Origin of the sequence: Paraburkholderia sediminicola (assembly GCF_046030555.1) — a bacterium.
Taxonomy (GTDB): Bacteria; Pseudomonadota; Gammaproteobacteria; order Burkholderiales; family Burkholderiaceae; genus Paraburkholderia; species Paraburkholderia sediminicola_E.
Genome location: NZ_JAQQCH010000017.1, coordinates 136,334 through 150,022, shown reverse-complemented (window position 1 = coordinate 150,022; position 13,689 = coordinate 136,334). Strand labels below are relative to the sequence as shown.

Here is a 13,689-nt window from a genome sequence, read left to right as displayed (position 1 = left end):
GCACCATGCTCCGATTATTTTTTCGGAGCGAGTGATGAGACTTCTGAGGATCGCGATGCTGGCCGCAACACTGTTTCCGCTCGTATCACACGCAATGCTGGGCGGTGCGCCGGGTGCTGGCACATCTTCCTCGCCGACAACGCTGCGCGCCACGCCCCAGTCCTCCATCGGAACAGTCGCGGCTAAAACGGCAGCCGCGGTGCCCTACACCATGCGCGAGTCGCGCGACGCCAACGGCGTCACGATCCGTGAATACGTGCTGCCCAGCAACGTCGTGTTCGCTGTCACATGGAATGGTCCGATCCGCCCAGACATGACCGCGCTTCTCGGCAGCTATTTCCCCACCTACGTCAGCGCCGGCGAAAGCCGCGCGCGCGGCACTGGGCCGCTTGTCGAGGGCAGTGACGACTTTCGCATCGAATCGGCTGGCCGCTTGGGGCGCTTCACGGGCGCAGCCTATCTGCCCCGCCTGATGCCTGCCAACGTACACCCGGGCGACCTCCAGTGAGACCTACGTCGAGTACGGAAAAATCAAAATATGAAAACTTTTAAGAAGAGGCTGTGGGTCATCATGGCAGGGGCAAGCGTCGTCCTTGCCGCGTGCGGTGGCAGCGGCGAAGGAAATGGTCAAGGCAGCGCCCTCGGCTGGAACGCTACGCCCGACTGGATCAACACACCCGGCGGCTCAGGCAATACGGGTAACGCAGGCAACACCGGCAACACGAGCAACACGAGCAACATCAAAACCGACAAGAACAATACGGTACCGATTCGCGTTGACAACTCAATGGGCGGCGTCAACATGCTGTCCGCCTCGATCAAGGTGTGCGTCCCGGGCACGCCGCAGGGCGCGAGCCAGTGCGTGACTGTCGATCGTATGCTGGTCGATACCGGGTCAACGGGCGTACGTATCACCGCCGGCGCGATTCAGGCGTTGAATGCCCAGTTGCTCACGCAAGTAGGCGCAGTCGACGACAAACCCGGTGGCAGCTACATAGGCGGCGCTTATCCGATCGCCGAATGCATGCCGTTCGCCTCCGGTTTCACATGGGGCTCGGTCAAGCGCGCCGACATCACAATCGGCAGCAGAACGGCAAGCAACATCCCGATCCAGGTGATCGGCGATAGCGCGTTCAATACGCCGTCGGATTGCGTTGCGCACGGCGGCGCCGACCTCAGCACCGCGCAAAGTCTAGGCGCCAACGGTATCTTGGGGATTTCGAACTTCACGTCTGACTCCAAAGACGCTCTCGACAACGCGCTGCCAGGTCTCTATTACTACTGCCCGTCGCAGAATTCATGCATCAGCACGCGCATGACGGCCGCCAAGGAAGTGATGAACCCTGTCGCCGCATTCGACGCCGATTACAACGGGACGGTCATCCGCCTGCCGGCGGTGTCCGCGAGCGGAGAGCCCGGCGTCGCCGGTCAGTTGATATTCGGTGTCGGCACACAGCCGAATAACGTGCTGCCAGCCAATGCCAACTACTTTGCGGTGGATCAGTACGGCAGCATTACGACCCAGTATCAGGGGACTGTGTTCAACATGAGTGCCATCGACAGCGGCACCAATGGATACGCTTTCCCCGATAACTCGATACCCACAACCTCGGGCTGGTACACACCAACGAGCACGCTCAACCTGGAAGCAACGATGGAAGCAACGAACGGCTCCGGTACGCCTTACAAGTTGACTTTCCCGCTCAATAACGCCATCAACCTGATTTCAAGTGGCAACGCTGCGTACAACAACGTGGGGTGGAAGCTCTCATACAACCGCATGTTCCTCTGGGGTCTCCCGTTTTTCTACGGCCGCAGCGTGTACACGGTAATCGGGACCAACAAGATCGGCACTCGTACTGGACCGTTCGTCGCGTTCTAACGATTTTCAGATGTGACACGGGAGGCGGCGCCGCGAAGCGTCACCTCCCGTCGTCGTTTCTGACTTTGCATTGGGAATTTTCCCCCACTCTCTTTAATAGCCCGCAGGCAACATGCTCCGACCTATTTTTGGAGCAATGTGATGAGATTTGTAAAGATCGCGCTGGCTGCTGCGACACTATTGCCGCTCGCGTCGTATGCGGCGTTGGGCGGTGCACCGGGTACGGGCTCGGCCCCGCAAACGTTGCTCCGCTCAGCCACCCCTAATTCCTCCCCTTCTGCGGCTTATACCGTGCGTGAATCGCGCGATGCCGACGGTGTCTCGGTCCGCGAATACGTGCTGCCAACCAATGTCGTGTTTGCTGTCACATGGCAGGGACCCGTGCGCCCGGATATGAGCGTGCTACTCGGCAGCTACCTCCCCAACTTCGCCTCGGCGGGTCAGGCACATGCGCGCGGCACCGGTCCGTTGATCGAACACAACGGCGGCTTTCACGTTGAATCAGCGGGCCGACCTGGGCACTTTTTTGGCAAAGCGTATTTGCCACGCCTCGTCCCCGCCAACGTTCGCATGGACGAACTGCAGTGAAGCGGCGCATCGATGCACGGAATACAAACATGAAAACTTTTAACAAGACGCTTTGCTTCGCGCTTCTGACGGCCAGCGTGGCGCTATCGGGCTGCGGCGGCGGTGGCGGCGACAACAACGGCGACCCGAACGCGACAAAGAACAACGACAACCCGGCGCCGGTTACGCCTACGCCGAGTCCTGCCCCGACGCCCTCGCCTGCTCCGGGTCCGACTCCTGCTCCGAGTCCGGCACCGAGCCCCACACCAGCGCCGGCTCCGACTCCCACGCCGACGCCTACTCCGAGCCCGGTGCCTACTCCCACTCCGAGTCCCACACCCACTCCGAGTCCGACGCCCACGCCCACGCCCACGCCCACGCCCACACCGACTCCGACTCCCACGCCCACGCCTACGCCTACGCCGAGTCCTACTCCGACGCCCACCCCAACCCCGGTCCCCGACGTCAACACCGTCCCGATCACCGTCGAACGTTGGACCGGGAATTACGCCAACATGCCGTACGTGAGCGTCACGCTTTGCATCCCTGGCGTACAGGGCAGCACGCAATGCGCAACCATCGACCACATGCAACTGGATACAGGTTCGGTCGGTGTGCGGGTACTGGCAAGCGCACTGGGCCCGGCACTCGCCGGCCGCCTGCCTGCACAATCGGGGGCCACCAATGATCCGACCGGCAACGCGCCGATTGCCGAATGCGCCGTGTTCGGCTCGGGATACACGTGGGGGCCGATCAAGCGGGCCGACGTGACGATCGGCGGCAAAACGGCAGGCAATCTGCCTGTGCAAGTGATCGCCGACGGTACGTATGCCACGCCGACGGATTGCGTTTCGCGCGGTGTCAACAACCTCGGCACTGTATCCGCGCTCGGCGCCAACGGCGTGCTCGGCATCGGCCCGGCACAACGAGACTATCCGGCCGCGGCACAAACCGTCTTACCGGCCGCCTACTATTACTGCACGTCCGCGACGTCGTGTACGAACACGCGCGTACCGCTCGACACACAGGTCATGAATCCGGTGGCTAACTTCACCTCCGACAACAACGGCACGATCATTCGCCTGCCTGCGTTGCCCGCGGGCGGTCAGTTGAGTGCCACGGGTGAACTGGTATTTGGCATTGGCACCCAGTCGAACAACGCGATGCCGTCGAACCCGAATATCCTGGCGCTCGATCAGAATGGTTTTTTCCAGACCACATACAAGAGCCGCTCTTATTCGAGCGCCATCGACAGCGGCTCCAATGCGAACATCTTTGCGGATTACACGGTTCCCTATTCGGGCGACTGGTATACGCCGTCAACCACGCTCGGCCTGTCCGCCATCCTGACGGGTCTCGACAAGGCTGCCATGCCGATCACCGTGCCATTCTCACTGGCCAACGGCTGGAGCCTGCTGGCGAGTCAGTACGCGGCCTATGACAGCCTGGGCTCGCCATCGGCGGGAATGTTCCTCTGGGGGTTGCCATTCTTCTTTGGCCGCAACGTCTACACGGCGCTCAACAACGTGACGATCGGCAAACAGGCGGGACCGTTCATCGCTTTCTGATCTTCGAGAGCAACATCCATGCGATAAACAAAAAGGTCGGCTCCGTCAGGGAGCCGACCTTTTTTCTTCCACCGCGTCGTTGGTCTTTCAGCGTAGCCAGAGCACGGCGCATGCACAAAGGCGCGGCGGTCATGCACCGTCGCTGCCCGTTGGCCGATCGACACGCTTCGTTGCGGCGCGACACGCACCTGAACGAGGCGCACGTCCTGCTCCTGCACCAATTCTGAGCCGCGTTACGCATAACTTGTGTGGCGCATCACCGCGTCGTAGCACGCGATGGGCAGACTTCAAGTCGAAATTGCCACATGGCATGTGCCTTGCAGTACACAAGCGGCAAGTCATGCAGGATAAGCCCTGCTGGCTGAAATCGACGCCCATAAACACTCACCATCAATGGCAAGGGGATGCACATGAAACGTCGCAGTCTGTTGAAATTTGGTTCGATGTCGGGCGCACTGGCGCTGGCCAGCAAGATCCCATTTGCGAATGCTCAGTCGGGCAGCGGTCCCATCAAGGTAGGCGTTCTACATTCCCTGTCTGGCACGATGGCGATCTCGGAGACATCGCTCAAAGACACCGCGCTGATGACCATTGCGGACATCAACAAAAACGGCGGCGTCATGGGCCGCCAACTGCAACCTGTCGTCGTGGATCCGGCGTCGAACTGGCCATTGTTCGCCGAAAAAGCGCGCCAGCTGATCACGCAGGAAAAGTGCGCCGTCGTATTCGGCTGCTGGACTTCGGTGTCGCGCAAGTCGGTGCTGCCGGTGTTCGAAGAACTGAACGGCCTGCTGTTCTACCCGGTGCAGTACGAAGGCGAAGAAATGTCGCGCAACGTGTTCTACACGGGCGCAGCGCCGAATCAGCAGGCGATTCCGGCAACCGAATACCTGATAAGCACGGAAGGCGGCGGCGCCAAGCGCTTCTTCCTGCTGGGTACCGACTATGTGTATCCCCGCACGACCAACAAGATTCTGCGTTCGTTCCTCAAGTCGAAAGGCGTGCAGGAAGCCGATATCCAGGAGGTCTACACACCGTTCGGCCACAGCGACTATCAGACCATCGTCGCGAACATCAAGACCTTCTCGCAGGGTGGCAAGACCGCGGTGATCTCGACCGTCAACGGCGACTCGAACGTGCCGTTCTACAAGGAACTGGGCAACCAGGGGCTGAAGGCGTCCGACGTGCCGGTCGTCGCGTTCTCGGTCGGCGAAGAAGAACTGCGCGGCATCGATACAAAGCCATTAGTCGGCAATCTCGCGGCATGGAACTACTTCATGTCGTTGCGCAACCCGGCCAACGAGAAGTTCAAGAAGCAATGGGCCGCATGGGTCAAGGACAACAACCTGCCGGGCGGCACCAAGCGTGTGACCAATGACCCGATGGAAGCGACTTTCGTCGGCATCCATATGTGGAAGCAGGCCGTCGAGAAAGCGAAGAGCACGGACGTGGACAAAGTGCGTGTGGCGATGGTCGGTCAGACGTTTGCGGCACCGTCGGGCTTCACGCTCGAAATGGACGGCAATCACCATCTGCACAAACCGGTGATGATCGGCGAAGTGCGTGCCGACGGTCAGTTCAACGTGGTGTGGCGGACCAAGACCGCGATCCGCGCGCAGCCGTGGAGCCCGTTCATCGCCGGCAATTCGAGCAAGCCGGATGTGGTCAGTTCGATTCCGGCATTCCTGAAGCGTTCGCGGGTTGCCTGACAGAACGGATCGCAGCGACAGCGTGGTTAGCCGCCGCCACGATCCGACATGATCTCTCGGTGGAGGGTCCAGCCGCGTCGTGCAGTTGGACCGTGAATCTCGACTTGGGGTCTGGCGTTATCTGGGCTCACGGCAACAGATCGCCGGCGACCGACCCACGGCGTGACATCCACGCGCAGCAATTCGACGGTGCGGCAGCGGCTCTTTCGCACGATGCCGCGCCGCCTCGCCGGTTTTTCTTCAAAGGCCATCATGGCGTTTTCATTTCCGAAATTCGCACGACGCAGCATCAGCGGTCTCGCGCTCGCGCTTATCGTTAGCGCACCGCTTACCGCCCTTGCGCTCACTCCGGCCGATGTCGCGCCGCTCGCAGGCGACGACTTCGATGCAAAAACCGCGGCCGTCGACAAGCTGATTGCAAACCACGACAAAGAGTCGCTCGCCGTCCTCAAAGCGCTTTCCGAAGACAGCGCGCTCGCCACCGATTCAGGCGCCGTGCTGCTGCAAGACGGCGACACGGCTCGCGATGCCGTCACCGGCAAAACGGTCGCTGCGGGCGACGCCCAACCGGTCACCCTGAACAACCTGCTCCGCTCGAAAGTGGCTGGCGCGCTCTCGGGCCTGCAACTCGATTCGCCCGACGCCGCCACACGCGACGCCGCCATCACCGCACTGCTGCAAAACCCCGATCCGTCGATCAAACCGCTTGTCGATGCGGCTCGCGCGAAGGAAACCGACCCGGCGCTGAAGAAGCGCCTCGACACGCTGTGGGCCATGACCGCGTTGCACGACGCCGACCCGGCCAAACGCCTCGAAGCCGTGCAACTGGTCGCCGCGCGCCACGATCTCGACATGAACGAACTGCTGCGTCCGCTCGTCGCGAAGAAGCCGGACGGCACCTTCAACGAAGCCGATGACCGCGTGCGCGCCGCCGCACAAAAGGGCATCGACGAACTCGATTCGATCCAGCGCCGCAGTCAGATCGCCGGCACGCTGTTCGCGGGCTTGTCGCTCGGCAGCGTGCTACTGCTCGCCGCGCTCGGTCTCGCGATCACGTACGGGTTGATCGGCGTCATCAATATGGCGCACGGCGAGTTCCTGATGATTGGCGCCTACGCCACTTACGTGGTGCAGAACCTGTTCCAGCGTTTTGCGCCGGGTGCGTTCGACTGGTATCCGCTGCTCGCGGTACCGGCGTCATTCGCCGCAGCCGGACTGGTCGGCATCGTGCTCGAACGTCTCGTGTTGAAGCATTTGTACGGTCGGCCGCTCGAAACCCTGCTGACCACCTTCGGCGTCAGCCTGATCCTGATTCAGGCGACGCGCATGCTGTTCGGTGCGCAGAATGTGCAGGTGATCAACCCTGCATGGATGAGCGGCGGCGTGACCGTCCTGCCGAATCTGATCCTGCCGTACAACCGGCTGGCGATTCTGGCGTTTTCGCTGATCGTCGTCGGGATTGCGTGGGCCGTCCTGACTAAAACACGCCTGGGCCTGTTCGTGCGAGCCGTCACGCAAAACCGGCGCATGGCGGCGTGCGTCGGTGTGAAGACCGCGCGCGTCGATTCGTATGCGTTCGCATTCGGCGCGGGCATTGCCGGCCTGGGTGGCTGCGCGCTGTCGCAGATCGGCAATGTGGGTCCGGACCTCGGCCAGAGCTACATCATCGATTCATTCATGGCGGTTGTGCTCGGTGGCGTCGGCCAACTCGCCGGCACGGTGATCGGCGGCTTCGGTCTCGGGCTCGTCAGCAAGGCGATCGAGCCATTCTGGGGCGCGGTGCTAGCAAAGATCGCCGTGCTCGTGCTGATCGTGTTGTTCATCCAGAAGCGTCCGCAGGGCATGTTCGCCCTCAAGGGCCGTAGCGCGGAGGCATGAACATGACATCTGCAACTTCATCGGCTCACGTCGGCGCAGCAAGCAGTAGCGCTGCTGCCGGACGCGAAGCGCAGTCCGGCTTCGCGCTTGGCTTGCCGCCGCGTCCCGCATTGCTGTCGCGCCGCGCATGGCTTGCGCTGATCGCACTGATCATCGTGTTCGGTCTCGGCGTGCCATTCGCCACCCTGGTGGTCCCGGAGACGAGCGCGTTCCATCTGTCCGCGTATGCGATGACGATCACCGGCAAGTTCATGTGCTACGCGATTGCCGCGCTGGCACTCGATCTCGTGTGGGGCTATTGCGGCATTCTGAGCCTGGGACACGCGCTGTTCTTTGCATTGGGTGGCTACGCGATCGGCATGTACCTCATGCGCTCGATCGGCCATGAAGGCAAATACGGCAGCGACCTACCCGACTTCATGGTGTTTCTCGACTGGCACCAACTGCCCTGGTACTGGCAAGGCACACAGCATCTCGGTTATGCGCTGCTGCTGGTAGTGCTGGTGCCCGCCGTGGTCGCGTGGGTGTTCGGCTTCTTCACGTTCCGCTCGCGGGTGAAGGGCGTGTATCTATCGATCATCACGCAGGCGATGACGTTTGCCGCCATGCTGCTGTTCTATCGCAATGAAACGGGTTTCGGCGGCAATAACGGCTTCACCGATTTCAAGCGCATCGGCGGCTTTCCGATCACGCATCCGGGCACGCGCACTGTCCTTCTGCTGATCACGTTTGCCGTGTTGATTCTGGCCTTCATCGGCGCGCGGGCAATCGTCACGTCGAAGCTCGGCCGCGTGGTCACGGCGGTGCGCGACGGCGAAACGCGTCTGATGTTCCTCGGTTACAGCCCGCTCGCGTACAAGCTGTTCGTGTGGACCGTATCCGCGATTTTGTGCGGGATTGCTGGGGCGTTGTATGTGCCGCAGGTCGGCATCATCAACCCGGGCGAGATGTCGCCAGGCAACTCGATCGAGATGGCGATCTGGGTTGCGGTGGGTGGGCGCGGCACCTTGATCGGACCGATCATCGGCGCATTCGCGGTGAATGGCGCAAAGAGCTTTTTTACGGCGAATTTCCCTGAATACTGGCTGTTCTTTCTTGGTCTGATTTTCGTGCTGGTCCCGCTGTTGCTGCCGAACGGCATCATGGGGCTGATCGACATGGTCACGCGCAAGAGGAACCGCTCATGAACGAAAACCCGATGGTTCCTGATCTTGCATTGCCTGAAGAGCCTGCTGAACGGTCGTTGAGCGGCGTCGCGAGCATGGGGCACGTGGTGGTGCCGGGCGAGATCGATATTTCGCACGGGACGATTCTGTACCTTGAAGACGTGACCGTGAGTTTCGATGGATTTCGCGCGCTGAATGCGTTGACCTTGTCGATCAACGCGGGCGAATTGCGGTGCATCATCGGTCCGAATGGCGCCGGCAAGACGACGATGATGGATGTCATTACCGGGAAGACTGAACCGGATTCCGGGAAGGTTTTTCTTGGGCAGTCGATTGATCTGACGCGGATGAATGAGCCGTCTATTGCGCGTGCGGGTATTGGGCGGAAGTTTCAGAAACCGACCGTTTTTGAGCAACATCCTGTGTGGGAGAACCTTGAGTTGGCGATGAAGGCTGACAAGGGATGGTGGGCTTCTTTGCGCGCGCGACTCGATCGTGAAGCGCAAGCGCGGATTGAAGAGACGTTGGCTTTGATTGGTCTTGAAAGTGAGGCTCGGCGGCTTGCTGGTGAGTTGTCACATGGACAGAAACAGCGGCTCGAGATCGGGATGTTGCTGATGCAGCAACCGGCGCTTCTGTTGCTCGACGAGCCTGCGGCAGGCATGACCGATGACGAGACCATGCAGTTGGCTGAGTTGCTGAATCACCTGCGTGGGACGTGTTCGATGATGGTGGTTGAACATGATATGGAGTTTGTCGCGGCGTTGTCGGGTGAGAAGGGGAAGGTCACGGTGATGGCAGAAGGGCGCGTTCTTGCGCACGGCACGCTTGATGAGGTGAAGAGGGATGAGACGGTGATTGAGTCTTATCTTGGGAGGTGATTTTTTTGTTTTTTTTGCCGTTGGCCTTTTCTTGATCTGGGTTCTTTGGGCTTTCCTTGAACTGGCGTCTTTGGTCTTTCGTCGGTCTGGCTTCTTTGGCCTTTCCTTGCTTTCTTAGTGGTTTATTAGCGTTTGCCCCTGTGCGGGGCGGCACTTACTTTCTTTGCCGCCGCAAAGAAAGATAAGCAAAGAAAGCGGCTTCACACCGCTAGCTCATAAGCGGGTCCCCTGGCTTGGAGGGGATTGTGGTGCATCTGGAATCCGTGCTCTCGCACATTCGGCGTGAGCGACAAAGGGATCATCAGCTCCCACTCCGCACTGCGTGCGTCGCGGAGGGGTTCGCATGGGAAACCCGGGGCTTCGGTTGGGGGTGTTGGGGGCTCATCGGCTTCGCCTCGGCGACGGCGGCGTTGCCTGGGAAACCAAGGGCTTCGTTTCGGCGTGGTGGGAGCCATCGGCTTCGCCTCGGCGAAGCGCCGAATGGAGGGCGAGTGCGAAAACACCGCAATCGGTTTTAAGAAGCGCGCTTCGGCGCGCGCAGCGCCGCCGGAAGTATGACGCCCTTGTCACTGACGCGGAGTGTGCGAGAGCACCGATTCCAGATGCACCACTACCGCAACTGCGCGAGGGACCCGCTTAAGAATTAGCGGTGTGAAGCCGCTTTCTTTGCTTATCTTTCTTTGCGGCGGCAAAGAAAGTAAGTGCCGCCCCGCACAGGGGCAAACGCTAATAGACCACTAAGAAAGCAAGGAAAGGCCAAAGCCCAAAGAACCCAGACAAGAAAAGCCCAAAGAACCCAGATCAAGCAAAGTCCAACCCCGCAAGCACACAGACGAACAAACGCCGAGCAGGCAAAAAACCACAGCTTCAAAGGAACACCCAAATGCTAGAAGTTGAAAACCTGAACCAGTACTACGGCGGTAGCCACATCCTCAGAGATGTGAAACTCACCGTACCTGACGGCAAGCTAACCGTCCTGTTAGGCCGCAATGGCGTGGGCAAGACAACGCTGCTTAGATGCCTGATGGGTGTCGTCCAGACCAAGAGCGGTTCGATTGCCTGGCGCGGCACACCGATCACCAAACTGCCGACCTACTCGCGCGTGGAGAAAGGCCTCGCCTACGTTCCGCAAGGCCGTGACATCTTCCCCCGCCTAACCGTCGAAGAAAACCTCCTGGTCGGCGCGGCCAGCAAAAAATCCCCGAAGAAGATCCCGGACCGCATCTACGAACTGTTCCCAGTCCTGAAGGACATGCGCAGCCGCCGCGGCGGCGATCTCTCCGGCGGTCAGCAACAACAGCTCGCGATCGGCCGCGCGCTAATGAGCGATCCGCAATTGCTCATCCTCGATGAACCCACCGAAGGTATCCAACCCTCGATCATTCAGGACATCGGCCGCACGCTGCGTCAGCTGGTCGAAGAAATGGGTATGACCGTGCTGCTCGTCGAACAGTATTACGACTTCGCCAAAGAGATCGCCGATCGGTATTGGGTGATGAGCCGCGGTGAAATCGTCGCGGGCGGTGAAGGCGCCAACATGGATACGGATGGCGTGCGTGCATTGATCGCCGTCTGACCGGCACAGCAGTACTAGCAGTACAAACAGCACAAGCGGCGCCGCGTGCTATTCTCGCCGCATCCTGTGGCAACGCGGCTCGTCGTTGCCTAACGCGTGCGGGCACCCTGCACATTGACGCGTCTGCTGCCGCGTCCGTTACTGTGCCCAATACCGCGCCCAGCCGCTCATTCATTCGCAAGTCCGCTCGCATGTCGCTTCACGAAAACCACGCTGCACTCGCCACCGCGCAACCCACTGCGCACTCGCAATGGCGCGCGCGCCTCGAACTCGGCTTCGTCAAAGACGGCGAACGGGCGACGCTCAAGCATCGGCTGCATGATGGTCCGTTGCGCGTGCAACGGCCGCTCTATCCGGAAGGCCACGCGATCTGCCACGCAGTGATCGTGCATCCGCCGGGCGGGATCGCGGGCGGCGATCAACTCGATATCGACGTGGATGTCGGCGACAGTGCGCATGCCGTTATCACCACGCCCGGCGCAACCAAGTGGTACAAGTCCAATGGCCGTGCGGCACGACAGAATATTGCGGTGCGCGTCGGTCCGCAGGCGAAGCTCGACTGGCTGCCGCAGAACAATATCGTTTTCGATCACGCCAACGCGATGCTGGATTTTTCGCTGACGCTTGGCGAAGGCGCTACCGCAATTGGGTGGGATGCGACTCAGCTTGGGCGGCAAGCAGCAGGTGAGCGATGGTCGAACGGGCAGTTGCGGGCTGTGTCGCGGATCGTTGGGGCGAATGGCGAGGCGCTGTGGCTCGAGCGGGCGAGCCTCACCGCGGAAGATTCATTGCGGGATGCCGCGCAAGGGCTTGCCGGGTTTCCTGCGTATGGGACGCTGTGGGCTGTAGGGGCGGCCTGCGATGATGCGCTCGCTGAAACGCTCACTGCCCAGTTGCCGTTTGACGATTCGATTCGGGCGGCGGCTTCCTGTGTCACTGAAGGTGTTCTGCTCGTGCGGGCGGTTTCGCGGTCGATGGAAACGCTGCAGCGTGCTTTGACTCAGTGTTGGCTTCAATTGCGGCCCATTGTGCATGGGGTTGAGGCCGTGCCTTTGCGGATTTGGGCGACGTAGTCCTGGATGGGCGTCTGCGGGGTTGGACTTTGCTTGATCTGGGTTCTTTGGGCTTTTCTTGTCTGGGTTCTTTGGGCTTTGGCCTTTCCTTGCTTTCTTAGTGGTCTATTAGCGTTTGCCCCTGTGCGGGGCGGCACTTACTTTCTTTGCCGCCGCAAAGAAAGATAAGCAAAGAAAGCGGCTTCACACCGCTAATTCTTAAGCGGGTCCCTCGCGCAGTTGCGGTAGTGGTGCATCTGGAATCGGTGCTCTCGCACACTCCGCGTCAGTGACAAGGGCGTCATGCTTCCGGCGGCGCTGCGCGCGCCGTGGTGGCACGTCATTCTCGAGTGTTTTATATGCTGCTTTGTGATGGCTTTGGCTGCCTTTCACCTTCGTAAGACGGTGATTGCACCAATTTGGGCCGCGTCGACGCATTGATTTGGTGCACGGCATCCCCTGTTGGTCCGCCCCGCCATGCTGCACCGCCATGGCACACACTTTGCATCGAATCTCCCACGATGCTGCCGCGTCCTGACCGCAGCCGACCGCTTCTCGCCACCACCGCTCACACAACATGATCCGATCGACCCTTCGCCCCGCGCGTCGCGCCTGGCTCGCTGCACTGCTGCTCTCGCCCGTCCTCGCAATCCATGCGCCCGCCGCTCACGCGGATACGCTCGACAACATCGCCAAAGCCGGTGTGCTCAAAGTCGCGGTTCCCGAGGACTATCCGCCGTTCGGTTCGGTCGGCGCCGATATGAAGCCGCAAGGCTATGACATCGATACCGCCGCGATGCTCGCGAAGTCGATGAACGTGAAGCTTGAACTCGTGCCGGTCAATAGCGCAAACCGCATTCCGTATCTGCAAACGGGTAAGGTCGATCTGGTGATCTCGTCGCTCGGCAAAACGCCCGAGCGCGACAAGGTCATCGATTTTTCGACGGCCTATGCGCCGTACTACCAGGGCGTGTTCGGTCCCGCCGACATCAAGGTCACCAGCCCGGCCGATCTCACCGGCAAGACGGTCGGCGCCACGCGCGGCGCGCTCGAAGAAATCGGTCTCACGCAAATGGCGCCGAATGCCACCATCAAACGCTTCGAGGATAACAACGCGACCATCGCCGCGTTTCTCTCAGGTCAGGTGCAGTTGATCGCCGCCGGCAATATCGTCGCCGCAGCAATCAATGCGAAGAATCCACCGCGTCGTCCGGAGCCTAAGTTCGTTATAAAGGATTCACCATGTTTCGTCGGCATGAACAAGAATGAAAGCCGGCTCCAGGCGAAGGTCAATGCCGCCATCGCCCAAGCGAAGGCGGACGGCACGCTCAACACGATGTCGAAGAAGTGGTTCGGCGCGCCCTTGCCGGCCAATCTGTAAGCGGGTCGTTAATTCAGCTCGATATCTTT

The 13,689-nt window shown here is 60.6% G+C and carries 11 protein-coding genes; all 11 read left to right on the top strand.

The features are described 5' to 3' along the window. Positions 1 to 34: 34 nt before the first annotated feature. Positions 35 to 508 carry a DUF2844 domain-containing protein gene (locus PQQ52_RS23475; protein ID WP_408216522.1) on the top strand — a complete coding sequence of 158 codons (474 nt, stop codon included), beginning with the start codon at positions 35 to 37 and terminating at the stop codon, positions 506 to 508. Between the two features lie 30 nt (positions 509 to 538). Further along, positions 539 to 1,882, top strand: coding sequence for a DUF3443 domain-containing protein (locus PQQ52_RS23470; RefSeq protein WP_408216519.1), 1,344 nt, complete (start codon positions 539 to 541; stop codon positions 1,880 to 1,882). Between the two features lie 141 nt (positions 1,883 to 2,023). Then, positions 2,024 to 2,470: a DUF2844 domain-containing protein gene (locus PQQ52_RS23465; RefSeq protein WP_408216516.1), complete on the top strand. Its 447-nt coding sequence runs from the start codon at positions 2,024 to 2,026 to the stop codon at positions 2,468 to 2,470. 29 nt (positions 2,471 to 2,499) lie between these two features. After that, the gene (locus PQQ52_RS23460; RefSeq protein WP_408216513.1) at positions 2,500 to 4,017 is read left to right on the top strand and encodes a DUF3443 domain-containing protein; all 1,518 of its coding nucleotides are present in this window, start codon (positions 2,500 to 2,502) and stop codon (positions 4,015 to 4,017) included. A gap of 410 nt (positions 4,018 to 4,427) precedes the next feature. Then, entirely contained in the window at positions 4,428 to 5,726 is a 1,299-nt protein-coding gene (gene urtA / locus PQQ52_RS23455; RefSeq protein ID WP_408216510.1) for an urea ABC transporter substrate-binding protein, read from the top strand. 252 nt (positions 5,727 to 5,978) lie between these two features. Beyond that, a complete protein-coding gene (urtB, locus tag PQQ52_RS23450) occupies positions 5,979 to 7,604 on the top strand; it encodes an urea ABC transporter permease subunit UrtB (protein ID WP_408216601.1) in 1,626 nt (541 codons plus the stop codon). A 2-nt stretch (positions 7,605 to 7,606) separates the two neighbouring features. After that, positions 7,607 to 8,791: an urea ABC transporter permease subunit UrtC gene (gene urtC / locus PQQ52_RS23445; protein ID WP_408216507.1), complete on the top strand. Its 1,185-nt coding sequence runs from the start codon at positions 7,607 to 7,609 to the stop codon at positions 8,789 to 8,791. Continuing rightward, positions 8,788 to 9,651: an urea ABC transporter ATP-binding protein UrtD gene (gene urtD / locus PQQ52_RS23440; RefSeq protein WP_408216504.1), complete on the top strand. Its 864-nt coding sequence runs from the start codon at positions 8,788 to 8,790 to the stop codon at positions 9,649 to 9,651. The genes urtC and urtD overlap by 4 nt, the downstream gene beginning before the upstream one ends. Positions 9,652 to 10,534: 883 nt before the next feature. Continuing rightward, on the top strand, positions 10,535 to 11,227 hold the full coding sequence (gene urtE, locus PQQ52_RS23435) for an urea ABC transporter ATP-binding subunit UrtE (protein WP_408216502.1): 693 nt from the start codon (positions 10,535 to 10,537) through the stop codon (positions 11,225 to 11,227). A gap of 191 nt (positions 11,228 to 11,418) precedes the next feature. After that, positions 11,419 to 12,300 (top strand): urease accessory protein UreD, encoded by an 882-nt coding sequence (locus PQQ52_RS23430; protein ID WP_408216499.1) that lies wholly within the window; start codon positions 11,419 to 11,421, stop codon positions 12,298 to 12,300. Between the two features lie 556 nt (positions 12,301 to 12,856). Continuing rightward, on the top strand, positions 12,857 to 13,660 hold the full coding sequence (locus PQQ52_RS23425; protein WP_408216496.1) for a transporter substrate-binding domain-containing protein: 804 nt from the start codon (positions 12,857 to 12,859) through the stop codon (positions 13,658 to 13,660). Positions 13,661 to 13,689: the final 29 nt, after the last annotated feature.

Coding starts and splice junctions, on each gene's coding strand:
- PQQ52_RS23430 (WP_408216499.1), top strand. CDS start 11,419: ATGTCGCTTCACGAAAACCACGCTGCACTCGCCACCGCGCAACCCACT.
- PQQ52_RS23470 (WP_408216519.1), top strand. CDS start 539: ATGAAAACTTTTAAGAAGAGGCTGTGGGTCATCATGGCAGGGGCAAGC.
- urtE (WP_408216502.1), top strand. CDS start 10,535: ATGCTAGAAGTTGAAAACCTGAACCAGTACTACGGCGGTAGCCACATC.
- PQQ52_RS23475 (WP_408216522.1), top strand. CDS start 35: ATGAGACTTCTGAGGATCGCGATGCTGGCCGCAACACTGTTTCCGCTC.
- PQQ52_RS23460 (WP_408216513.1), top strand. CDS start 2,500: ATGAAAACTTTTAACAAGACGCTTTGCTTCGCGCTTCTGACGGCCAGC.
- PQQ52_RS23465 (WP_408216516.1), top strand. CDS start 2,024: ATGAGATTTGTAAAGATCGCGCTGGCTGCTGCGACACTATTGCCGCTC.
- urtD (WP_408216504.1), top strand. CDS start 8,788: ATGAACGAAAACCCGATGGTTCCTGATCTTGCATTGCCTGAAGAGCCT.
- PQQ52_RS23425 (WP_408216496.1), top strand. CDS start 12,857: ATGATCCGATCGACCCTTCGCCCCGCGCGTCGCGCCTGGCTCGCTGCA.
- urtC (WP_408216507.1), top strand. CDS start 7,607: ATGACATCTGCAACTTCATCGGCTCACGTCGGCGCAGCAAGCAGTAGC.
- urtB (WP_408216601.1), top strand. CDS start 5,979: ATGGCGTTTTCATTTCCGAAATTCGCACGACGCAGCATCAGCGGTCTC.
- urtA (WP_408216510.1), top strand. CDS start 4,428: ATGAAACGTCGCAGTCTGTTGAAATTTGGTTCGATGTCGGGCGCACTG.